The sequence below is a fragment of the Kribbella antibiotica genome, from assembly GCF_004349055.1.
Taxonomy (GTDB): Bacteria; Actinomycetota; Actinomycetes; order Propionibacteriales; family Kribbellaceae; genus Kribbella; species Kribbella antibiotica.
In genome coordinates, this window is the sequence record NZ_SMKX01000095.1 from 1 (window position 1) to 25,426 (window position 25,426).

Annotated in this window: 7 protein-coding genes; 5 read left to right on the forward strand and 2 right to left on the reverse strand. The window is 66.7% G+C overall.

Features of this window, described 5'->3' with window-relative positions; genetic code table 11:
* The first annotated feature begins 245 nt into the window (after nt 1–245).
* Together E1263_RS27280 and E1263_RS27285 are read left to right on the forward strand one after the other, a co-directional pair.
* The gene (locus E1263_RS27280) at nt 246–1,046 is read left to right on the forward strand and encodes a S1 family peptidase (RefSeq protein WP_132172373.1); all 801 of its coding nucleotides are present in this window, start codon (nt 246–248) and stop codon (nt 1,044–1,046) included.
* 200 nt (nt 1,047–1,246) lie between these two features.
* A complete protein-coding gene (locus E1263_RS27285; protein WP_165956764.1) occupies nt 1,247–2,125 on the forward strand; it encodes a LysR family transcriptional regulator in 879 nt (292 codons plus the stop codon).
* A gap of 2 nt (nt 2,126–2,127) precedes the next feature.
* Here the strand turns inward: E1263_RS27285 and E1263_RS27290 are convergent, their stop codons facing one another.
* A complete protein-coding gene (locus E1263_RS27290; protein WP_132172377.1) occupies nt 2,128–3,291 on the reverse strand; it encodes a S8 family peptidase in 1,164 nt (387 codons plus the stop codon).
* A gap of 22 nt (nt 3,292–3,313) precedes the next feature.
* Entirely contained in the window at nt 3,314–4,474 is a 1,161-nt protein-coding gene (locus tag E1263_RS43805; RefSeq protein WP_238161575.1) for a M23 family metallopeptidase, read from the reverse strand.
* A 242-nt stretch (nt 4,475–4,716) separates the two neighbouring features.
* Here E1263_RS43805 and E1263_RS42875 point away from each other — a divergent pair, with 242 nt between their 5' ends.
* The 3 genes from E1263_RS42875 (at nt 4,717) to E1263_RS27310 (ending at nt 25,396) form a co-directional block, all read left to right on the forward strand.
* Nucleotides 4,717–5,076, forward strand: a complete 360-nt coding sequence (locus E1263_RS42875; protein WP_165956765.1) for a transposase — start codon at nt 4,717–4,719, stop codon at nt 5,074–5,076.
* 558 nt (nt 5,077–5,634) lie between these two features.
* The gene (locus E1263_RS27305; protein WP_132172381.1) at nt 5,635–15,975 is read left to right on the forward strand and encodes a non-ribosomal peptide synthetase; all 10,341 of its coding nucleotides are present in this window, start codon (nt 5,635–5,637) and stop codon (nt 15,973–15,975) included.
* The gene (locus E1263_RS27310) at nt 15,968–25,396 is read left to right on the forward strand and encodes a non-ribosomal peptide synthetase (RefSeq protein WP_132172383.1); all 9,429 of its coding nucleotides are present in this window, start codon (nt 15,968–15,970) and stop codon (nt 25,394–25,396) included. Before E1263_RS27305 ends, E1263_RS27310 begins: the two co-directional genes overlap by 8 nt.
* The last annotated feature ends 30 nt before the right edge of the window (nt 25,397–25,426 follow it).

The window sequence follows — 25,426 nt, forward strand, 5'->3', positions numbered from 1 at the left end:
CCCGAGTGATCCACGCGGCCAAGCCCCGTGGATCACTCGCCCATGCCCAAAACCCCCTAGGCCCGCCCGAACTGAACATACCCCGCGCGGTCGCCCCCTGATCCGTCCCCCAGAAGGACGAACCCGCTCCTCCTTCTGAACGAAGTACCGGGTTTGTGTCTCCCAATCAGCGGCTTAGCGAGTCTTCCAGTGCGTATGTGGGGCCGCGTCCTGGCGGCCTCCTCGACATCACTCTGGAGTGTGGAATGACAGGGAAGCTCAAGCTCGCCCGAACCGCGACCGCTGCCGTCATCTTGGTCGCAGCAACGGCCGGAGCAGCAGCCACGGCTCATGCCGCCGAGCCGAAGCCGCCGTCGGCATCGATCGTCGGTGGAACGAAAGCCTCCACGGCAAAGGCCCCCTGGGCGATCGCACTCAACAACAGCATGTCGGCCAGCCCAGACGAACAGCTCTGCGGCGCTACTCTCGTCCGACCCGACAAGCTGGTCACCGCGGCCCACTGCGCCAACCTGCCAGAAGACACCTACACAGCAGTCCAAGGGCGCGACAAGCTCAGCACCTCGGTCGGCAAGACCTCGAAGATCTCCAAGATCTGGGCGGACCCGGACTACGGCACGAAGCCGGGCCACGACATCGCCGTACTGACACTGGCCACCCCGTTCACCGGTGTCCCGACACTGCCGCTCGAGGCTAACCCCGCAGCCGACGCCGTCGGCGCCAAACCGACCGTCTACGGCTGGGGCAACACCAAGGGCACCGGCCCCCTCGGGACCTTCCAGAAACTCGTCGTACCGGTGCTCGGTGACGCCTACTGTCAGCAGGTGTACAAGGACCGCAACTACATCCCGCGCGGGGAGATCTGCGCCGGCTACAAGGAAGGCGTCAAAGACTCCTGCCAGGGAGACTCCGGCGGCCCTCTCGTCCGGAACGGCCGCCACTTCGGCGTCGTCTCCTGGGGCGTCGGCTGCGCCGAGCCCGGCCACCCAGGCGTCTATGCCGAGGTCGCCACGTACCACACCGCACTGAAGAAACACATCGTCAGCTAGCGGCCAGGACGGGGCCGGTTTGCAGGTTGGTGATGCCCTTGACACCACCAGCAACACTCACCGAGCGTCACGGCGGGGTTCATCGATGTAGACGTAGGACGTCTGATGATGAGCTTTTCCGCGGGGTGGATCTGTGGCTTAATTACCAACTAGACCAATTCTGCAGCATTATATTTCGGGTTCGGGACGGAGACGGTGACTTGAATCTGGCGCAGTTGCGGACGTTCGTGTGCGTTGTCGACGAGGGCAGCTTCACGCGGGCGGCGGCGATGCTCGGGGTGACCCAGTCCGGGGCGAGCCACGCGGTGGCCTCGCTGGAGCGGGAGCTCGGGCTGCCCTTGATTCATCGAGGCCGGGCCGGGGGTGGGCTGACGGCGCATGGTGAGCGGATGCTGCCGCATGCGCGGGAGGCGCTGCGCCGGATCGATCGGATCGTCGAGGATGCGGCCACGGTGACCGGCCGGCACTTCGGGCGGCTACGGCTTGCCTGCGTGCCGCACGTGTGCCAGTTGCTGGCGCCGCTGATCGCCGAGTTCGGGCGCCGCTACCCCGACGTCGAGGTTGTGTTGCTCGAAGGGACCGACGAGGAGGTGACCAAGTGGGTCGACGAGGAGATCGCAGATCTGGCCGTGAGCAGTACGGCGGAATTCGAGCGAGGTATCCCGTTGGCCGAGGACCGGCTGGTCGCCGTGGTGAACCGGGAGCACGCACTCGCGCAAGCGACGTCCCTCAGCCTCACCGACCTCGCCGACGAGCCGTTCATCCTCTCCGACGGAGGCTGCGAGTCGCTCATCCGCCGGCTCTACTGCACAGCAGGTCTGCCGTTGCACCCCAAGCTCCGTATCCGGGATATGAGCACGCTGCTTGCCCTCGTGCGCGAGCAGGTCGGCGTCACGATCATCCCTGAGCTCTCGTTCGCCGACCCACAAGGTCTGACAGCGATCCCCGTCACCCCTGCGACCCACCGCTACCTCAGCCTGATCACCAGGCACAACACCCCCATCGGCCCGGCCAAGGCGTTCTTCGAACTGATCGAGATGTATCAAGGACAACGGTGTCCGCACGAAGTAGCGACGTGAGCTCACCTCGACCGACGGGCGACCTGCAGGAGCCGGTTCGGAGTCTCCGGGGTCGGCACACCGGCCAGAGCTCCGGGTACGGCGGCCGAGGTCAGAGCCTTCGCGACCTCGGCCGGCGTGGCCCGCGGGTGCCCGTTGAGGTACAACGCCGCGGCACCCGATCCGTGGGCCGCTGAAACGTTCGTGCCCTCCTGAACGCTCGTCCCGCCACCTGGCCAGTCGGACGTGATGTCCACCCCAGGAGCATAAAGATCCAAACCCGCACCGTAGTTGCTGAACGCGGCGACTCGATCGCGACAGTCCGATGCTCCGACGGTGATCGCCTCGCCGACCCGCGCGGGCGAGGTGGTACTCACATCATGAGTGCTGGCGCCGGCCGACAGTACATATGTGACACCGGCCGCGATCGAGTTGCGCACTGCCTCGTCGAGAGCGTCGCTGAGGGTGTAGCCGATGACGAAGTTGGCGACCGAAGGCCGAGCGGCATGGGCGGTGACCCAGTCGATCCCGGCCAGGACGCCGGCCAGCGTGCCACCGCCGTCCCCGTCGAGGACCTTCACCGAGATCAGGTTCGCTTTCTTGGCGACCCCGTACCGGGTGCCACCGATGATCCCGGCCAGGTGGGTGCCGTTGCCGTTCTGGTCACTGCCGTTGCCCCCGAAGGCATCGAAGCCCGGGCGGGCACGCGGCCGCAGGTCCGGGTGGGTGTAGTCGATACCGGAGTCGATGACATAGACGTTCACGCCGGCACCCGCGCCCGCAGGGACTCGATACTTGCCGTCCAGAGGCAGAGCGACCTGATCGATCCTGTCCAAGCCGCAGGACACCGGCGCCGATCGCGTCGACCTTGTCTCGCCGGCACGTCGAACCCTGGTGTTCTGCTCGACGAGGTCGATCGACGGATCCGACGCCATCCGCAGCGCCTGCTCACGATCCGCCTCGACCACCACACCATGCAGGGCCGCGAACGTCGTCACGACGCGAACGCCGTACCGCTCGGCAACATTCGGTCGAGCGTCGCCGGCGAACAGCACCACATAACTGCCAGGCACCGCGTCAGCGGACTGCTCGTCCGCCGAGGCCACAGACTGCCCGGCCATCAGTGCGGATCCGACGGTCAGGGCGACGACCGCTTTCAGCCAGGGGCGTGTTGATGAAGTGCGCATGAACTCTCCTCACAAGGGCTCATCAGAAAGCTTCGATGATTGCGTTCTCTCCCGGTACGGCGTGCTCGCGGGCGCGGGCCTGGTCCGACCCGGCCGACCACTCGCGGAAGCGGCGGAACACCAGGGGGACGCCGCGCGCGGTCGGCAGGTCCGCGCTGTCGGTGACCTGCAGGTGAACATGCGGCTGGGTCGAGTTCCCGGAGTTACCACAGTTCGCAATATGGTGGCCCAGGGCAACCTTCTGCCCGACGGTCACCCGGATCGATCCCGCCTGCAGGTGACACAAGGTGACGAACGCAGCCCCGCCCGGAAGCGAGATGACCACGTGATTGCCGGCCAGTCCAGGGACACCTTCGCGGAGCCGGCTCGCCTGGGTCAAGGCGTACGGCACGAGCGCAAGCCGCGAGCGACGTGCTTCGTGGTCGATCTCGCCGTCGTGAACGGCAACGACGACTCCGTCGACCGGTGCCAGCACCGGACGGCCGAAGGCAAAGAACAGTTCGGGAGGTTCGGTAGTGAAGAGCGATCGCCAGTTGCTGCTCCCGGCGGTGCGATGCCGTTCATCGACGCCGACGAAGTCAATGGCATACCGCCCGCCGAACAGGTCGGTGCCATGGCTGGGAACCTGGCGGGCCGGGCTGTTGCGGACCCACCACCGCCCCTCGAAAGGCAACGCGATCTCGACCGGCTCGACCCCTGACGCAGTGGGCGGCGGCGGCGCGGCTGCCATCGCATCGACCGAAGCGATAGCGGCGACAGCAGTCCCGCCGATGGCCACCGTCCTGGCCACGAAGACCCGGCGGGACAGATCTGGATCCTTGACTCCGTCCTCCCGTACGGCGGCCGGCGGCGAACTGCCGTCGTCCCGGCGGGCGAGAATCCGCAGCAGCAGTGGACGAACGAGCTCGCCGAGCAGCATCACACCCGTCAGATACAGCAGCGGAGTAAGCCAGGCAAAACCTGGCAAGGCAATGATCCGCACGACTCCGAACGGCGCCTCGTACGGCCCGGCCACCATCGCACCGACAGCGATCGCGAAGAGCAGCAGCACCACCAACGCGCCGGCCCGCCGACCCCATCCGCTCGCCGGGAACACATTCTTTACCAGTCGAAGAAAGAGGTACCAATGCGTAATTGCGAGCACAACAACAACGACGACATCGCTCAGGACGGTCAGCGCCATGGATGGATTCCCCTACTCTGCAAGGCATTCAGCGGTGGTCCGGGGCATCGACGATTCCGAGTTGCCAGCTGGCGCCGCACTCGGGCATAACAGAGTCTATGCCGACCGATCCCGATCCGTCATCGCGAACCGTGCCACAAAAAAAGTGGCCCGCGGCCACAAAACGGTCCAGCCCGTCGACAGGTAACGTCTCACGTGGCGCCAGGCCGACAATCAGTACGCCCGAGCACCAGGACGCCGGATTGTCCGAGCGTTTGGTATCGGACAATCTCTGGTCATTTGTCGCACCGGCGCTGCCGTCATTCTCCTCCCGCCCACAAGGCGGCGGTACGGCGCCGACCAATGCCCGGACGGTCTTCACTGCCGTGGTGTTCGTGCTCACGAGCGACTGCGCCTGGCGGCATCTTCCGCAGACGTTCGGCATCTCCCAGGCCACCGCCCACCGGCACTTCCGGATGTGGAGCAAGGCCGGCCTCTGGAACCACCTCGACCTGCTCCTCACCGAAACCGACGGCACAGAAGACATCGACGACCACTCCTGGGCCAGAACGATCGTCGTCGCAGCCCTCAGCCGGACCGCACACCCGGCAGCCGACCGCTGAGTACTCTTCATCATTTGCACCGCAATTCCCGCCGAATCCATGAATGCGATTCAAGCATCAGAGAATCCATGAGCGCGCTTCATGAATGGGTCCAGACCAGCCCTGGAATCGGTGTCGAAGAACACCACGTGAGACATCAGCGGCCGTCCCCGATTTCCCCGCCGGTGATTGTTAAACCGCCGATCCGGAGTTGACGAAAACCGCTACCCATACGACGATACCGAGTGACACGGACTCCGCCCCGAGCTCGAGAAACGAGCCAAGTCCGGTCACCTGTGAGGACCACAGGGACTGATTCAGCAGGGATTCCCAATGAACATTGAATTAGTTCCGCGGCCGGGCCGCACCCGCCGCGCACCCTGAATTATCGAAGACCGGCGAAGCATTCACTTCCGCCGCTTTCGCCCCTGAAACGATAACCCAGTGCACCAGCTCGCCGAGGGTTCCGCCGGCCTCGGCGGCGAGGTTCATCGGGGACATTTCGGCACGCCCTTGTGCACCCATCGGGTGCGGGCCGGGCCGGAACCGCCCTTCCCCTGAATCCGGAGGAATGCAGTCATGAGCACGTTGCCCCTTGCGTACCCGATGGCAGCCACCCAGCGCGGCGTCCTGTTCCACTCCCGCTCCGCCGCGAAGACCGGGCTCTACCACGTGCAGACCGTGCTCGAGGTAGCCGGCGCATTCGACCTCGACTTCTTCCGGCGAAGCTGGCAACACGTCGCGCAACGTCATGCGATCCTCCGCACGACCTTCCCCGCCAGGCCCGAACAGGAGCCGGTCCAGACAGTGCGGCCGGATCCGGTCGTTCCACTCGAGTACGGCGACTGGCGCTCCTCGAGCCCGGAGGAACAGGCCGAAGCGCTGACCGCACTGCTCCACAAGGATCTCGAGCAGGGGTTCTCCTGGTCCGACGCACCGTTGTGGAGACTCGAAGTCGCTCGGCTGACAGACACCCGGCACCAGATTCTCTGGAGCTTCCACTACATCTTGCTCGACGCAACGAGTCAGGCCACGGTTCTCCGCGAGGTCGAGAAAACCTATGCCTGCTTGGAATCCGGCCAGGCAGTCGACGACACCCCAGCGCCGTCGTTCAGCGAGTACGCCGATTGGTCGCAGGCCCAGGACCTCGGAGCCGGTGAATCCTTCTGGCGCAACGAACTTCGATCTGTTGCGCCCGCGAGCCCACTCCCCTTCGAGAACAGACCGGCAACGAACGAGGGATCGGCGCCGGCGGTGTACGCGCAGGAGTCGCTGATCCTGACAGCCGACGAGACCGCTGCCTTGCACGCCGCCGGGGAACAGCACGAGGTCACCCTCGACACGGTGATTCGCGGAGTCTGGGCCACAGCTCTGAGCTGCTACCGAGGGACCGACGAGGTCGTCCTCGGCGTCACCAGTTCAGGTCGCTCCGCCGAACTTCCCGGCGTACAAGGCATTGCCGGACTCCTCATCAACACTTTGCCGCTGCGCATCCCCGTCCCCGCGGCACAGCCCTGGGCCGAGTTCCTGCGGGATCTGCAGGAACGGTACGAGCTGGTTCAGGAGCACGAGTTCTGCCCACTGGTCCTGATCCAGCAGTGGAGCGGCATCGATTCCGGTGCCGCCCTGTTCGACCATGTACTGACGATCGAGCAGCATCATCAGGATGGCGGCAACCCTGCAGAACAAGGGCGGTTCCGGATGACGAGGACCTGGTCGGAGGGCCGTCCGGCCTACCCGCTCAGCATCGTCGCGACGCCGGGCGAGAGCCTCGAGGTGAGCATCCACTACGACACCGAGCGATTCTCCGCGGCATCGATCGCCCGGCTGGCCGGCCACCTCCGCCACGTCCTGGCAGAGCTCGTCCGCCGGCCGGACGCCCGGCTGGGCGAACTCGAGGTCATCACGACCGACGAGTCGGAACAACTCATCCACCAGTGGAACGACACCGCAACGCCGTACAGCCGGGATCTTTGCATCCAGCAACTGTTCGAGCGGCAGGTCGATCGGGCACCCGACGCGTTGGCCCTGTTATTCGAGGACGAGCGCCGGACCTATCGACAGGTCGACGACCGCGCGAACCAGGTCGCGCATTACCTGCGGAAGCTCGGGCTCGGTCCCGGAGATCACGTCGCAGTCCTGATGGAGCGCTGCACGGACATGATCCCCGCCTTGCTGGGCGTCCTGAAGGCCGGCGCGACCTACGTGCCACTGGATGCCGGCGCACCGGTCAAACGCTGGCACTGGATCATCGACGCGCTGCAGATCACCACCGTGCTGACCCAGGATCAGCTTGCCACGCAGGTGCTGACCGCAGAGCGGCCGGCGGTCCTTGCCCATGCCGTCACCGTGAACGCGGTCGACGACATGCCGTCCACCCGCCCGCCGCGCGAAGGCCGGCCGGAGGACCTCGCCTACGTCATCTTCACCTCGGGATCCACCGGTACGCCGAAGGGCGTCGAGGTCGCTCATTCTCCGGCAGTGAACCTGATCGAGTGGGTCAACACGACGTTCTCGATCGGCCCGAACGATCGCATGCTGTTCATCACCGCGCTGACGTTCGACCTGTCCGTCTACGACATCTTCGGCATCCTGGCCGCCGGCGGTTCGATCCGGATCGCCACGGGTGCGGACATCCAGGAACCGGCGAACCTGCTACGCCGGCTCGCCGACGAGCCCATCACCTTCTGGGACTCGGCACCGGCCGCGCTGATGCAGCTCGTCCCCTTCCTGCCCCCCGAACCATCGGTCGTCTCGGATTCGCTCCGGCTGATCTTCATGAGCGGTGACTGGATCCCGGTCCAGTCCCCCGAGGTGATGAAGGCGGCCTTCCCTTCCGTCCAGGTCGTCGGCCTCGGCGGCGCCACCGAGGCGACCGTCTGGTCGAACTTCTTCCCGATCGACAGCGTCGACCCGGCCTGGTCGAGCATTCCCTACGGCAAGCCGATCCAGAACGCCCGCTACTACGTCCTCGACCCGAGCCTGCGGCCGTGCCCGGTCGACGTCCCCGGCGACCTCTACATCGGCGGTCCCTGCCTCAGTGCCGGCTACGCAGGAGATCCGTTGCTGACAGCAAGCAAGTACATCGCCTCCCCGTACGGCGACAGCCCCGGCGAGCGGATCTACCGGACCGGCGACATGGCGCGCTGGCGCCCGGACGGCAACCTGGAGTTCCTCGGCCGGCTCGACTCCCAGGTGAAGATCCGCGGATACCGGATCGAGCTCGGCGAGATCGACGGCGTGCTCAGCGAACATCCGGTCGTCCAGGACTCCGCGACGATCGTCCGGACGGACGGCACCGGGAGCCAGTCACTGGTTTCTTTCGTGGTGGCCCACGCACAGCAGGCCCGGTCCGCGGTCGAGGGCTCGACCGACGAGCTGGCCGACGGACGGATCGAGCACTGGCGTGAGGTGTACGACGCGTTCGACCCGGCCCCGGCCGCGCGTGCCGAGGACGGTAACGACTTCTCTGGCTGGATCAGCAGCTACACCGGGCAGCCAATCCCGCGTGACCGGATGCAGGCCTGGCAACAGGACTCCGTCGCTCTCGTCCGCGAGTACGCGCCACGCTCGATCCTCGAGATCGGCTGCGGCACCGGCCTGCTGCTCTTCCCACTAGCACCACAATGCGACGCCTACTACGGGACGGACTTCTCCGCAGCCGCACTCCAGTCCGTTCGATCGCACCTCGACTCGAAGCCGGAGCTCGGCGCGAAGGTCGTCCTGGCCCGCTGCGAGGCCGACGACCCCGACTCGATGCCGGAAGCAACGGTCGACACGGTCGTCATCAACTCGGTGATCCAGTACTTCCCCGACGCCGATTACCTGCGTCGGGTGCTCGACGGCGCGCTGGCCCGGGTCTCGGACGGAGGCCGGATCATTGTCGGCGATGTCCGCAGCTTCGCCTTGCTGGAGGCCTTCCACGCCGACGTCGTGGCCAGTCGCGTACCGGTGACGACGACCAAGCAGCAGCTCAGCCAACGTGTCCAGCGTGGACTGCTGCACGAGGAGGAGCTGACCGTCGCGCCGGCGTTCTTCCGGGACTGGGCGACGGACAGCGGCCGGATCGCACGGGTGGAGATCCGGCCGCGCAGCACCAGCGATCACACCGAGATGTCGAGGTTCCGCTACCAAGTCGTCCTGCACGTCGGACCGGCCGTGACGACCACCCCCGTCCCTGCGGTCGATTGGGGCACGGACCTGGCGAGCCTGCGCGAAGCCCTCGGCACCGAGCGTCCCGGCATCCTCCGGCTGGAGAACATCCCGAACGCCCGGGTCGCCGAGGCCGTTCAGTTGCTGGACTGGCTCCGGGCGACCACCGGCCCCGACACCCTCGAGGACTGGCGCGAGCAGCTCGAACCGGCGACCGGCATCGATCCCGAGAAGTTTCTGGATCTCGCGGCAGCAACCGGGTACGACGTACACCTCGACTGGGGCCACCACGGCCCGGACGGCAGCTACAGCGCAGTGCTGGTCCGCTCCGGGGTCGAGTACCTGCCCGGTGAACTGGCTACAGCACAGGACACTGACCGGTCCCTCCACGCCAACCAGCCGCTGAAGGCCGAGATCCAGCAGCTCCTGATTCCGCAGCTCCAGGCCTACCTGGCCGAGCGCCTCCCCGGCTACATGCTGCCATCGGAGTTGATCACCCTCGATGCCTTGCCGGTGACGTCGAGCGGCAAGCTCGACCGGAAGGCCTTACTGCAACAGACAGCACCGGCTCCCGCCGAGGGCGCCCACCGGGCGCCGGCCCGGAACGCCACCGAGGCGTTGCTGGTCTCGATCTGGGAGCAGACTCTGGCCCGGACACCGATCGGCGTCCTCGACAACTTCTTCGACCTCGGTGGTCACTCCCTCCTCGCCGTACAACTGGTGACCCGGATCCGTGCGGTCTTCGGGCTGGAGATCCCGGTCCGGCTGCTCTTCGATCATCCGACGATCGCCCAGGTGGCTGTCGAGCTGCAGCAGCGGCAGGCTGCCTCGGCACCGCTGGACGACCGCCCGCTCACCCCCGCTCCACGCGCCGGCCTGCTTCCCGCGAGCTTCGATCAGCAACGGTTGTTCTTCATCGATCGGCTCCGGCCGGGAACGACGTCGTACACGGTCAACTGGTTGATCCCGTTACCGGCCTACGTCGAGGCGGCGCGGGTCAGCGCCGCGCTGCACGAGATGATCCGGCGCCACGAGCCACTGCGGACGACCTTCTCCGAGGCCGACGGCCAGGTCTGGCAGGTGATCGCCGAGCAGTGGCGGGTCGACCTCCCGACCGCCGACTTCTCGGCCCGCACCGAAGAGGATGTGCAAGCCCACATCCGGGAATGGTGGGATCAACCGTTCGACGTCCTGGCCGGGCCGTTGCTGCGCGCAAAGCTGCTCACGTTGTCCGAGACCGAGCAGGTGGTGGCCTTCAGCGCACACCACACGATCTTCGACGGTTACTCGATCGGCTTGTTCGGACAGGAGTTCCTGCAGATCTGCCGAGCACTCGCCGACGACGTACCGGTGAACCTCCCGGAACCCGCAGTCCAGTACGCCGACTACGCGCTCTGGCAGCAGCATTGGCTCGAGGAGGACCGGCTCGCCTTCCATGTGGACTACTGGAAGGAACAACTCGCAGACGCCCCGGAGCTGCTCACCCTGCCGACGGACTTCGAGCGCCCCGCCGAGCAGACCCTCCGCGGCGATTTCCTCAACCGGCAGCTCTCCCCCGAGCTGACCGAGCAGGTGGCGCAGCTGAGCCGCGACAACCAGGTGACGAGCTACATCACCTTGCTCAGCAGCTTCGCCGTCTTCCTGTCCCGCTACAGCGGTCAGGACGTCGTCGTGATCGGCGTACCGATCGCCAACCGGAATCGTGCCGAACTGGAGCCGATGATCGGCTTCCTGGTCAGCACGGTTGCGCTCAGCATCGATCTGCGGGACCGGCCCAGTTTCGCGGACGTCCTGCGCCAGGTACGACGCAAGCTCCTCGACGCGCAGAGTCACCAGGAGATCCCCTTCGAGCGGCTCGTCGAGGCGCTGCGGCCGACCCGCGATCTCGGCTACAACCCGGTGTTCCAGGTGATGTTCGCCGACGAGAGCCTGCCGTTGCTCGACCACGCTGCGGCCCTGGCCGAGGCGAAGCCGTGGATGCACCGGATGGTCGAGCAAGGGATGAGCGTCGGTGTCTCGCGGTTCGACCTCACCCTGATGATCCAGGCCACACCGGACGGCATGCGGTTCGGGTTCGAGTACAGCACCGACCTGTTCGAGCGACAGTCCGTGGCCCGGATGGCCGACCACTTCGAGCAGTTGCTGCATGCGGTTCTGACGCACCCTGAGGAGCGCGTCGAGCGGATCCCGATGATCAGCGATGCCGAGAGCCGCCAGACCGTCGAGGCCGCGCACGGCGCCGGCAACGAGTGGGCACTGCACCCGGCACCGGTCCACGAACTGTTCCAGGCCGTCGCGGCCCGCTGTCCGGACCAGGTCGCCGCGGTGCTCGGCAGTGCGGAGCTCACGTACGCAGCGCTGGATCGCAAGGCCAACCGGCTCGCCCAGCTCCTCCGCCGGCGCGGTGTCGGGCGGGAGAGCCTGGTCGGTCTCTGCCTGCCCCGGTCGCTCGACCAGGTGGTCTGCCAGCTGGCAATCCTCAAAGCCGGCGGTGCCTACGTCCCGATCGACCCCGGCTACCCGGCCGACCTGATCGCGGCCATGGTCGCCGACGCCACGATGGCCGTCGTACTCACTCAGCGATCGACCCTCGACGTACTCCCTGAGACCGAGGCAGCGGTCCTCGCACTCGAGGATCTCCGCTGCGAGTTGGCGGACTGCCCCGACAGCGCACCGGAGGTCGCCAGCACCGGTGACGACCTCGCGTACGTGATGTACACCTCGGGCTCCACGGGTCGACCCAAAGGTGTCGCGATCACTCATGCCGACGTCGCCGGGCTGGCCCTGGATTCCCGTTTCGCGCAAGGGCACGAATGCGTCCTGCTGCATTCGGCTCAGGCGTTCGACGCTTCGACGTACGAGCTGTGGGCGCCGCTGCTGTCCGGCGGCCGGGTCGTGGTCGCGCCGCCCGGTCCAGTGACACCAGAGCTGGTACGGCGACTCGTCGCAGCGCACCGTCTGTCCGCGATCTGGCTCACCGCGGCACTGTTCCATCTGTTCGCCCAAGAAGATCCCGGTTGCCTGGAAGGCCTGTCGGAAGTGTGGACCGGCGGCGATGTGGTCCAGGCGGAGGCTGTCCGGCAAGTCCGTATGGCGTGCCCCCGGTTGGTCGTCGTGGACGGCTACGGGCCCACCGAAACCACCACGTTCGCCACGACGTACCGGATCGAGGTGGGCGATGAACTCCCGTCGGCGATTCCGATCGGTACGGCGCTCGACAACATGCAGACGATCGTCCTCGACACCGGAATGCGCCCGGTGCCGCCAGGTGTCGCCGGTGAGTTGTACATCGGAGGCACCGGCCTGGCGCGTGGGTACCTCGGCCGCCCGGACGTGACCGCCGACGTGTTCGTCGCCGATCCGTTCCGCGCAGACGGCAGCCGGCTGTACCGGACCGGCGACCTGGCCCGGTTGCGCACCGACGGAGCGATCGAGCTTCTCGGCCGCGCCGACGGTCAGGTCAAGATCCGCGGCTTCCGGGTCGAGCTGGGCGAGATCGAAACCGCATTGGCTCAGCACCCCAGCGTGCGCGACGCCGCGGTACTCGTCCGCGACGACGGCCCCGCCAAGCAGCTGGTCGCGTTCGTTGCCGGGGACAACGCGACAGACCTCAGGTCCTACCTCGGCAATCGGCTCCCCAGCTACATGATTCCCAGCGGCTTCGTCCCGCTCGGCAGGCTGCCGCTCACCCCCAACGGCAAGGTCGATCGCAAAGCGCTGGCTGCGCTGCCCTGGCACGACGACACGGCTGCACACCAGTACGTCGCGCCCCGCAGCACCGTGGAGAAACACCTCGCAGACATCTGGCGTACAGTCCTCCGACGCAGCCGGCCGGTCAGCGTCCACGACAGCTTCTTCGCCATCGGCGGCGACTCGATCCTGAGCCTGCAGGTCACCTTCCGCGCCAAACAACTCGGACTGCATCTCAGCGTCAAACAACTCTTCCAGCACCAAACGATCGCCGAGCTCGCTCCACACGTGAACCAGGACGCCACGCCGGTCCTGCAAGCCGACCAAGGCCCGGTTGCCGGACCGGTCGCGACGACGCCGATCCAGCGGTGGTTCTTCGATCAGACGCTCGCCCACGCACACCATTTCAACCAGTCGGTGCTGATCGACGTCACCGCCGAGCTGGCCCCCGACCAGTGGCAGCGCGTACTGCAGCGGCTGCTGGAGCACCACGACGTCCTGCGTACCCGCTTCGATCACGACGGTACGGCGGAGATCGTCGCGCTCCCGGTCGAGCTGCCGTGGCAGGTCCACGACGGCGGCCTGGGTGACATCGCCGCCGAGGCCCAGTCCAGCTTCGACCTGTCGGCGGCGCCCCTGGTCCGCGCCGTCTTGTTCAGTGGCCTGAACAAGCTGCTGATCATCGCGCATCACCTTGTCGTCGACGTTGTCTCCTGGCACATCCTTCTCGACGACCTCCAGACCCTTGCCGAGCAGACGCTCGCCGGCCAACCGCTCGCCCTGCCGGCCAAGACCACGTCCTGGCAGCACTGGGCACAGCGACTGCACGAGGCTGCGGTCCCGGCCGAGCTCCCCTACTGGAACGAACACACCGCACCGACTCGGCCGCTGCCCCTGGACGGCCCTGGCGGAGCTGACACCGTGGGAAGGAGCCGCACCTACGATGCTGTCCTTGGAGTCGACGAGACCCGCGCCGTGCTCAACGACCTCCCGGCCGTCTTCAACACGCAGATCAACGACGCATTGCTCACCGCTGTGGCAACGGCCGTGGGTGAACGCACCAAGGACTCACACATCCGGATCGACCTCGAAGGCCACGGCCGCGAGGATCTCTTCGACGATGTCGACCTGTCCCGCACCGTTGGCTGGTTCACCACGATCTCGCCGGTTCGCCTGCCGGTCCCAGCGGCCGGCGATCTCGGTGCCGGCCTCAAGCAGATCAAAGAACTGCTGCGGAGCCGGCCACGCCACGGCATCGGCTACGGATTGGTTGCCCACAGCCCCGAACTGGCGACGGCCCCCGCGCCGATCAGCTTCAACTACCTCGGGCAGTTCGACAACACTCCGGCCGGTAGCTTCGCCCGGTCCTCAGGACAGGCCGGCCCGGATCAGCATCCCGCGAACCAGCGCCCGTACCCGATCGAGGTCGTCAGTCACATCCGTTCCGGCAGACTCCACATGCGCTGGAGCTACAACCCTGCCGCGCACACGCAGAAGACCATCAAGCAGGTCGCCGTACAGACCCTCCGGGTCCTCGAGCAACTCACGAAGGACACCACGACCCACGGCTACAGCCCGTCGGACCTGCCGCTCAGCGGCCTCGCCCAATCACAACTCGATGCACTCATCGACGATGCACGCCGGCATGACGCCTGGCGTGAGAGCTCCCGCCATCGCCCCCTCGCGGACTGCTATCCCCAGACGCTCGTCCAGCAAGGGCTGCTCTTCCAGAGCCAGTACGCGCAAGGGGAAGGCCACTACCACGTCCAGCTGATCTTCCGGATCGACCAGAAGCTCGATGTCGGGCGGTTCCGCCGAGCCTGGTCACACGTCATGCAGCGGCACGCGATCCTTCGCACCAGCTTCGGGCAAGCCGCGGGCAGCGCGCCGCTCCAGCTGGTCTGGCACAGTCTCGCTGTCCCACTGGACGTCCAGGACTGGCGAGACCGATCGGCCGACGAGCAGCAGCACGGGCTCGAGACATACCTCGCACACGACCGCTCCACAGGCTTCGCCCCGGACGAAGCGCCGCAGTGGAGAATGCTCCTCGCTCGCACCGACGAGAGCGGTTATCACCTCGTCTGGAGCGCCCACCACGCCATCCTCGACGGCTGGAGCATCAGCCTGCTCCTGAACGACGCCGCCCGCTTCTACGCCGACGCGACCGATCACGAGCAGCGGCCGACGTCGTACCGGGACTATGTCGCCTGGCTCCAGGACCAGGACCTCCGGCAAGCCGAGACCTATTGGCGAAAGGCTCTCGACGGCCTGGAACGGCCTACCCTGCTCAGCCCGACCGACATCGACGGCCAACCATCTCAATCGAAGGCCTCCTACACCTTTACGTCCAGCCGGACGACTGATCTCCAGGCCTTCGCGCACCAGCACCAGCTCACCGTCAACACGGTGCTCCAGGGTGCCTGGGCGCTACTCCTGAGCCGCTATACCAACAGCACAGACATCACATTCGGAACGGTCACGTCCGGCCGGCCGGCACAGGTCGACGGGATCGACAGCATGATCGGCCTCTTCATCAACACGCTCCCACTCCGGACCCGGACCTTCCATCACACTCCCGCCGTCAACTGGCTTGGCGAGCTCCAGGAACACAACGTCCAGATGCGGCAGTACGACTACACGCCACTGAACCAGATCCAGCGGTGGACTGCCCTGCCCGCCGATGCCCCGCTCTTCGACACGCTCTTCGTCTTCGAGAACTACCCCGTGGACCGGGACGACGGCGCGACCCTGCGGTTCGAGATGGTCGACTCCGAGGAGCGGATCAACTACCCGTTCGCCCTGGTCGTCACGATCGAGGAAACGCTCCGGCTCACGGCCCAGTACGACGCCGCCCGCATCGACCCGGAGTCCGCGGACCGGCTGCTGGCCCAGGTCGACTTCATCTGTGCCCAGCTCATCGAGAACCCAGGAATCCGGCTCGGCGAGATCTCGGTCCTGACCGAGGCGGAACGCCGGCTCGAACAACTCGTGGCGGAGGTCCAGGGCCTGTCGCCCGACGATCTCCAGCGCCTGCTGTCGAACGCCGCCACCGATGCAGACGAGGTGAACCATGACTGAATCGCTGTCCCAGCAACTCGGAAACCTGTCGGCCGAACAGCAGGCGTCCCTGCGCGAACGGCTCCAGCAGCTCAAGGACGCTCCGGTCCCGTTCCACCAGCTGTTCCGCGACCAGGCTGCCCAGTACCCCGACCGGGTGGCGGTCACGTTCGGGGACACCCACCTGACCTACGCGGCTCTCGACCAGTGGTCGAACCGGCTGGCCCATCACCTGCGCGACCGCGGCGTCGGCCGGGAGAGCCTGGTCGGGCTCTGCGTGTCCCGCTCGCTGGAGATGGTCATCAGTCTGCTGGCCATTCTCAAAGCCGGCGGTGCCTATGTGCCGCTCGACCCGGCCTATCCGCGGGATCGGCTGGCCTACATGGTCACGGATGCCGCGATACCCGTCGTACTCGCCCAGCACTCGGCGCTTGAGGCGCTACCGAAGACCGACGCGACCGTGGTGATCGTCGAGGACCTGCGGACCGAACTCGTGCCGCACGCGGACCCGCTTCCCGACCAGCAGAGCAGCGTCGACGACCTCGCCTATGTGATGTACACGTCCGGTTCGACCGGACGGCCCAAAGGCGTGTCCGTGACGCATCGTGGCTTCCGCGCCCTCGCTCGGTGGCAGCACCAGAACTACGGCTTGGACACCCCGCAGCGAGTGCTGCAAGGGACCTCGCTGAACTTCGACATCTCGGTGTGGGAACTCGCGATGGCATTGCTGTCCGGCGGCACCGTCGTCCTGCCACCGCCGGACCTGCCGATGCTGGGCGCCGCCCTCGCCGATCTCCTCCAGGAGCAGGGCGTCGAGAACGTCAGCCTGACGCCTTCGGCGTTGGCCACGCTGCCCGAGGACTCGCTGTCCGCCGTCCGTTGCCTGACCGTCGGCGGAGAGCCATGCCCACTCGACCTCGTGCGCATCTGGGCGCCCGGACGGATCTTCGTCAACGGTTACGGCCCGACCGAGACCACGATCGGGGTCTGCCTGGCTCGCTACACCGCCGACCTGGACCGGGTCCACATCGGCCGGCCCCTCAACGGCACGCAGCTGTACATCCTGGACTCCAGCCATCAACCGCTACCCGAAGGCGCCGCCGGTGAGTTGTACGTCGGTGGATCCGGCGTGGCGCGCGGATACCTGGGACGGCCCGACCTGACCGCCGACGCTTTTGTCGCCAACCCGTTCGCCGCAGACGGTAGCCGCCTGTACCGCACCGGAGACCTGGCCCGGCGACGCGCGGACGGGAACATCGAACTTCTCGGTCGCGTCGACGACCAGGTCAAGATCCGCGGTTTCCGGGTCGAACTCGGCGAGATCGAGGCGACCCTCGAACAGCACCCGGACGTGCGCCACGCCGCGGTGCTGCTGCACGAGAACACCCGCACGAAACAACTCGTTGCCTACCTCAAGCAACGGGGTGACGCGACCGCCGAGGACCTCCGGTCGTTCCTGAGCGACCGGCTGCCGGAGTACATGATCCCGGGCGTCTTCGTCGTACTGAAGGATCTGCCGGTCACCACGAACGGCAAGGTCGACCGGCAGGCCCTCGCCGCGGTCAGCTGGGAAGGGCAGGCAGCAGGACCCGAGTACGTCGCGCCCCGGACCCCGGTGGAGGCACAGCTGGCGGAGATCTGGCGAACTGTGCTGGACCTGGATCGGCCCGTCGGTGTCCACGACAGCTTCTTCGCGCTGGGCGGCGACTCGATCCTGAGCCTGCAGGTCACGTTCCGCGCCAAGCAGCTCGGTCTGCGGTTCACCGTGAAGCAACTCTTCGAGCACCAGACGATTGCCCGTCTGGCCCCGAGCGTGCAACAGCAGGCAGCGCCGAGTCTGCTGCTGCACGACCAGGGGACGGTCACCGGTCCGGTCGAGCCGACCCCGATCCAGCGATGGTTCTTCGACCAGGAGTTCACCCATCCGCACCACTTCAACCAGTCCGTGCTGATCGACGTACCCGCCCGGCTGGAAGCAACGCAGTGGGAACGCGTCCTGGTGCGGCTGCTGGAACATCACGACGCGCTGCGAACTCGCTTCGCCACCGATGGAACCGCTGACATCGCCGGCCTCCCGGATGCTGTCCACCTCCAGGTCCACGCAGGCGAGATCGGCGACATCGCGGCCGAGACGCAGGCAGGCTTCGACCTGTCTGAAGCACCGCTGTTCCGAGCCGTCCTGTTCACCGGTCCGAGCAAGCTCTTGCTTGTCGCGCATCACCTGGTAGTCGACGTCGTCTCCTGGCAGATCCTCCTGGAAGACCTCGCGACACTCGCCGCCCAGGCGGAACAAGGGCAGGCGCTGACGCTTCCCACCAAGACCACTTCCTGGCAGTTGTGGGCCGCCCGGCTCAACCAGGCCGCAGATCCTGCGGAGCTCCCGTACTGGAACGAGCAGACCGCACCGACGCAGCCGCTTCCCATCGACGGCACCGTCGAGCACAACACCGTAGGTCGCAGTCGGCACCATGACGTGGTCCTCGGCCCCGAGGACACGCAGGCGCTGCTGTCCGAGCTCCCCGCGACGTTCAACACGCAGATCAACGACGTCCTGCTGACCGCCCTCGCTTCGGCCGTCGGTGCCTGGACCAAGGACAGTCACGTCAGCATCGGCCTCGAGGGGCACGGCCGCGAGGATCTCTTCGACGACCTCGACGTGTCGCGCACGGTCGGCTGGTTCACCACCGTCTCCCCTGTCCGGCTGCCGGTTCCGGATGAGCCCGCGACCGGGCTGAAGCTGATCAAGGACCTCCTCCGCAACCGGCCGCGGCAGGGCATCGGCTACGGGTTGCTTGCCCAAGGCCCCGAACTCCCCGCGTCCCCGGCCCAGATCAGCTTCAACCACCTCGGCCGGATCGGTCACGCGGTCACAGCATCGGAAGCGACCGGTCCCGAGGAGAACGCCGCCAACCGTCGTCCGTACCTGATCGACATCGTCAGCCACCTCCACGAGGGCCGGCTGCACCTGCGGTGGACGTACGGCGAGGACGCTCATCACGAGAGCACGATCCGTCAGCTCGCCGACCACGCCCTCGACGTACTCCGGCAACTGATCGCGGCGGCACGCTCCGCGGACGTCAACGGCTACAGCCCCTCCGACTTCCCACTCACCAGCCTGACTCAGCCACAGCTCGACGCGCTCGTCGCCGACGTTCGCGACCGGCGACCGAACACCTCGCGCCGCCCGCTGACGGACTGCTACCCGCAGACTCCCATCCAGCAGGGGTTGCGCTTCCAAAGCCAGTACGCGCCGGGCCAAGGCGTCTACCACGTCCAACTGATCGTCGAGATCGAGCAGATCCTCGATGTCGAGCTCTTCCGGCAAGCCTGGTCACAGGTGATGTCCCGGCATCCGATCCTGCGGACCGGATTCTGGGAGACCGACACCGGCCAGGCCCTGCAGGTGGTCTTCGACACGATCGAGGTCCCGTTGTGGGCCGAGGACTGGCGTGACGGCGACCGCCTGGACAGTTACCTGGACGAGGATCGGGCGACCGGCTTCTCGTCGGACGACATCCCGCAGTGGTGGATGCTCCTCGCTCGGACCGGCGACGCCGGCTATCGCCTGGTCTGGAGCGCTCATCACGCCATCCTCGACGGCTGGAGCATCAGCCTCCTCCTCGACGACGCCGCCCGGCACTACGACGCCCTGGTCCAAGGTCGTTCCCTCGACGATCTGCCCGTCCTGCCCTATCGCGAGTACGTCGAATGGCTGGCCGGCCAGGATCTCCAAGCGGCCGAGCTCTACTGGCGGGAGACGCTCGAGGGACTCGAGGCTCCGACTCCGATCAGCAACCGGAGCACCGCCGGTACCGGTGAACCCGTTCCTCAAGCCCGGCGCGAGTTCTTCCTCACCGCGGCCGAGACCAGCGGGCTACGCAGCTTCGCCCAGCAGCACGGCCTGACGGTCAACGCCGTGCTGCAAGGTGCCTGGGGACTACTGCTCGGGAGCTACACCAACTCCGACGATGTCGTGTTCGGCACGGTCAGCTCCGGGCGCCCGGCCGACATTCTCGGCATCGAAGACATGGCCGGTCTGTTCATCAACACGCTTCCGCTCCGGGTCCGGATTCCCCGTCGGACCACTGCACTCGAGTGGCTGCGGCAGTTGCAGGAGCAGAGTGTCCAGCTCCGCCAGTACGACTACAGCCCACTCGGTCAGGTCCGGCGCTGGAGCGATCTCCCGCCCAACACGCCGCTGTTCGACACCCTCTTCGTCTTCGAGAACTACCCGGAGCGGCCGGACCGCGAGAGCGGGCTGAAGCTCGATGCGGTCGGTTCACTCGAGCAGACGCACTATCCACTCACTGTCGTCATCACAGGTGGAGAGCAACTCGGCGTCAGCATCTTCTTCGATCCGCTGCGGTACGACGATCGGCTGGTCGAGGCGATCTTCACGCACCTGCGGCAACTCTGCCGAGGGCTCGTGGTGTCTCCGGACAAGCCCCTGGCCCAGCTGCAGATGCTCACCGACGACGAACGCGGTCGTGCTCTCGACGACTGGAGCACGGACAGCACGTCGTACGACGATGTCCCCTACCTGCACGAACTGATCGGGGACCAGACACTCGCGACACCGGACGCCATCGCGATCGTGCAGGACGAGCAGCAGCTCACCTATCGCGAACTGGACCAGCGCGCGAATCAGCTGGCGCACTGGCTCCAGGATCGAGGTATCGGTCCCGAGGTGCTCGTCGGCCTGTGCGTCGACCGTTCGCTGGAAGGCATCATCGGCCTGCTCGGCGTCCTCAAGGCCGGTGGGGGCTATGTCCCGCTCGACCCGCGCAATCCGCTCGAGCGGTTGTCCTTCGTCGCCCAGGACGCCGGGCTCCGCCTGCTGTTGACGCAGTCGCACCTGCTGGCCGGCGTACCGGCCGACGAGCTGCCCACACTCTGCCTCGACACCGAGTGGTCGTCCGTCGCCTCGGATCGGACCGAAGCGCCGCTGACCACGCTGACGCCGGACAACCTGGCGTACATCATCTACACGTCGGGATCCACGGGGAAGCCGAAGGGTGTGATGGTCGCCCATCGATGCCTCGGCCACGTCGTGCCCTGGATCCGCCGGCACGGTTGCTTCACCGAACCGCAGAACGTGCTGCAGGTCGCCTCGCTGAGTTTCGACTTCTCGGTCTGGGAGGTGCTGCTCCCCCTGATGACCGGCGGGACCCTGCACCTGCCACCCGGCGACGTCCGCATGATCGGCAACGACCTGTACGACGTTCTCGTCGAACGGTCCATCGAGAGCCTCAACTTCACGCCAGGCGCCTTGGCGACCCTCCCGTCCGACGCATCGCTGCCGCACCTGCGCACCCTCGTGGTCGGCGGCGAGGCCTATCCGGCCGATCTGATCCGCACGTGGGCGCCGGGCCGCACCTTCTTCAACGTCTACGGACCGACCGAGACCACGATCTTCGCCACGGGGACGCAGACCGACGAGTCCCTCGAAACGATCCACATCGGCCGCCCGATCACCAACGTCCGCACCTACGTCCTCGACGCCGCCCTGCGGCCAGTACCTGCCGGTGTCCCCGGCGAGCTCTACATCGGCGGCGTCGGAGTCACCCGTGGGTATCTCAACCGGCCGGACCTCACCGCGGACGTCTTCGTCGCCGACCCGTTCGGCGAACCCGGCGGCCGGCTGTACAAGAGCGGTGACCTCGTCCGCTTGCTTGCCGACGGCAACATCGAGTTCGTCGGCCGGACCGACAACCAGGTGAAGATCCGCGGCTTCCGGATGGAACTCGGAGAGATCGACGCCGTCCTGGAGCAGCACCCCGCGGTGCGTGGCTGCGCCACCCTCGCCCAGCCGGACGGTTCGAGCCGGCGTCTCGTGGCGTACGTCGTCGCCGACGCGGTCACGCCCGAACTCAGCGAGGTGCTGCGAGCCCACCTGCGGAAGCACCTTCTGCCGTACATGGTTCCGTCCGCGTTCGTCTACCTCGACCGGCTGCCGCTCAACAGCAACGGAAAGGTGAACCGGAAGGTCCTCCCGCTTCCCGACGACGCGACCGAACCTGTTGCCGATGACAACGTCCCGCCGCGCACCGAGACCGAGGCGACCCTGGCAGCGATCTGGTCGGACGTCCTGCACCATCCGGTGCACGGCGTGTACGACGACTTCTTCGTCCTCGGCGGGCACTCCCTGCTCGCGGTCAAGGTGGTGGCCCGGGTTCAGCAGGCGTTCGCGGTCGACCTCCCGGTCCGGGTTCTGTTCGAGCAGCCGACGATCGCCCAGGTCGCGGCAACGATCGACAGTCTGGCGCGCGAGCAGGATCATGCGAACGTTCCGCTGGTTCCGGTTCCACGGGACCAGGCTGTCCCTGCAACGTTCGATCAACGTCGAGTCTGGTATCTGGAGCAGCTTCGGCCCGACAGCGCGCTCTACACCGTCGGCTGGTTGCTGTACAAGCACACCTCGATCGATCCCGAACGACTCCGGGCTGCGCTGGCGACACTCATCGAGCGTCACGAGAGCCTGCGCACCACGCTGACGTCGTCCTCGGGCCAGTTGTGGCAGACGATCGCCGACCCCGGCAGCGTCGTACTGGCTGTGTCCGATCTGTCGGGCGAACCGGCTGCGCGGCATCGTGAAGCAGTCCAGGCACTCACGCACGACCTGTGGCTCGAGCCGTTCGATCTCGCAGCGGGCCCGCTGTTCCGCGTCCTGCTGATCCAGCTGCCGGACAGCGAATCACTGCTGGCGTTCAGCGCGCACCACGCGATCATCGACGGCTACTCGATGGGAATCCTCAACGACGAACTCTTCAAGCTCTACGACTCCCCCGAGACCGTCCTTGCCCCGCTACCGATCCAGTACGCCGATTACGCAGCCTGGCAAGCGCAGTGGCTCGAGGAGGAGCGCCTCCGTCCGCACCTGGACTACTGGACCGAACATCTGGCCGATGCGCCGGCGTTGATCTCGCTGCCGACCGATCACCCCCGGCCTGCAGTCCAGAGTCATCGAGGCGCCACCACGGTTTCCTCGCTGCCAACCGCAGTGGGGAAACGGCTCGACCTCCTGAGCCGGTCGCATCGGACGACCTCGTTCGTGACCGTGCTCAGCGCCTTCGCGATTGTCCTGTCGCGCTACAGCGGACAGGACAAGGTGGTGATCGGTATCCCGGTCGCCAACCGGGGGCGGGTCGAGACCGAGCCGCTGATCGGCTTCCTCGTCAACACGGTGCCGCTCTGTGTGAATCTGAGCGGCGAACCGACCTTCGGCGGAGTGGTCGATCAGGTACGCCGAAAGCTGCTGGAGGCCCAGAGCCACCAGGAGGTGCCCTTCGATCGCATCGTCGAGGAGCTCCGTCCGGACCGCAGCCTGAGTCACAGTCCGGTGTTCCAGGTGATGTTCACCGGCCTCGACAAGCTCTTCGACGATCCGACGGATCAGCCGGACTGGATCCACGACGTCACGGACGCGGGAATCGGTGTGTCGAAGTTCGACCTGGGCCTCAGCATCACGCGCCGGCAAGGGCGGCTGCAGTTCACCTTCGAGTACGGGACCGATCTGTTCGGGCCGGCGACAATCGCCGGGCTCGATGAACACCTGCGGACGCTGCTCGCCACGGCCGTCGACGCTCCGGCTACGCCGATCGCCCAGCTCCCGCTCCTCACCCCGACCGAGCGGACCACGATCCTCGAGACCCGCAACGCCACCGAGGACGAATCCACCGCACGACCGGTTCTCCTGCACCACCTCTTCGAAGAGCAGGCCCGAACCGTCCCGGATCGCGTCGCGGTGTCCTTCGAGGACCAGCAACTGACATACGCCGAGCTTGACCGGCGGGCCAACAGTCTCGCGCGGGTCCTCGCCGATCGGGGTGTCGGTCCGGAGACACCGGTCGGAATCTGCATGAACCGCTCGCTCGATCTCGTGATCGGCCTGCTCGGCATCCTCAAGGCCGGTGGTGCCTACGTGCCGCTCGATCCCGAGTACCCGGCAGACCGACTGCGGTACATCGCCGAGAACGCGAACCTCACCATCACACTGACCGATGCCGACATCAGCACACTCGAGACCACTGACGGGCCGGCGCCCGATGTCAGTGCCGGCCCGGACAACCTCGCCTACGTCATCTACACGTCGGGTTCGACCGGCCGACCCAAAGGCGCGATGCTGTCTCATCGCGGTATCTGCAACCGGCTGCTGTGGATGCAGAACACCTACCAGCTCCAGCACCACGATCACGTCCTGCAGAAGACACCGTTCAGCTTCGACGTCTCGGTCTGGGAGTTCTTCTGGCCACTCGTCGCCGGCGCGCGACTGCACCTCGCATCGCCGGGTGGGCACAAGGATCCGGCGTACCTGGCTGAACTGATCGACGCGCAAAGCATCAGCGTGATGCACTTCGTGCCCTCGATGCTGGTGACGTTCCTCCAACAGCGGTCGGCGACCGAGCGCTGCCGCAGCCTTCGTGACGTGATGTGCAGCGGCGAGGCACTGCCGCCCGACGTCCAGGCGCAGTTCGAGCAGCTGCTGCCACGGACGCGCCTGCACAACCTCTACGGCCCGACCGAGGCATCGGTCGACGTGAGCTACTGGGAATGCATGCCTGGAGCAACGACGGTTCCGATCGGCCGTCCGGTCGCGAACACCCAGCTGTACGTCCTCGACACCACGATGTCTCCCGTTCCCGACGGCGTGATCGGTGAGTTGTTCATCGGCGGTGTACAGCTAGCCCGTGGCTACCTGGCTCGCCCGGACCTGACCGCCGAACGCTTCGTGGCCGACCCGTTCGGGCGAGGTCGCCTGTACGCGACCGGCGACCTGGCCAGGTTCCGCCCGGACGGCGCCATCGAGTACGTCGGTCGCACGGACCACCAGGTGAAGATCCGTGGCCATCGCATCGAGATCGGGGAGATCGAATCCGTCCTCGCCGAGCATCCGGACGTCGGGTCGTGCCTGGTGGTGATGCACGAGGTCACGTCGACCGACAAGCGGCTGACGGCCTTCCTGACTCCGTCGGCCGGGCAGCCGGTACGAGACGACGTGCTACGGGCCCACCTGCTCGAACGGTTGCCGGAGTACGCCGTACCGACGTACTTCGTCACGTTGCCGGAGCTGCCGCTGACGCCGAACGGGAAGGTGGACCGGAAGGCGCTGCCGAGTCTGTCCGACATCGTGCAGCAGGCCAGGAAGTCCGAGGCTTACGCACCGCCGACCACTCCGACCGAAGGCGTGCTCGCCGGGATCTGGGCCAGGTTGCTGAAGCTCGACCAGGTCGGCATCCACGACGACTTCTTCGGTCTCGGCGGCCATTCGTTGCTGGTGGCATCGATGGCGACCGAGGTCCAGGAGCTGTGGGACATCTCGCTGATGCTGCCGATGGTGTACCAGAACCGGACCGTTGCGCAGCTCGCCCACCTGGTCGACGACCTGATCGCCGGCGGTGCCGACGACGAACCCGACGCGACCGAGCTCTTCGACCTGCTCTGAGCGTCCGCCCCCATTCGCCGTACCGAAGGA

Bases quoted from the DNA above. Each gene is read 5' to 3' on its own strand.
- E1263_RS27280 (WP_132172373.1), top strand. From the start codon at position 246: ATGACAGGGAAGCTCAAGCTCGCCCGAACCGCGACCGCTGCCGTCATC.
- E1263_RS27290 (WP_132172377.1), bottom strand. From the start codon at position 3,291: ATGCGCACTTCATCAACACGCCCCTGGCTGAAAGCGGTCGTCGCCCTG.
- E1263_RS43805 (WP_238161575.1), bottom strand. From the start codon at position 4,474: ATGGCGCTGACCGTCCTGAGCGATGTCGTCGTTGTTGTTGTGCTCGCA.
- E1263_RS27305 (WP_132172381.1), top strand. From the start codon at position 5,635: ATGAGCACGTTGCCCCTTGCGTACCCGATGGCAGCCACCCAGCGCGGC.
- E1263_RS27310 (WP_132172383.1), top strand. From the start codon at position 15,968: ATGACTGAATCGCTGTCCCAGCAACTCGGAAACCTGTCGGCCGAACAG.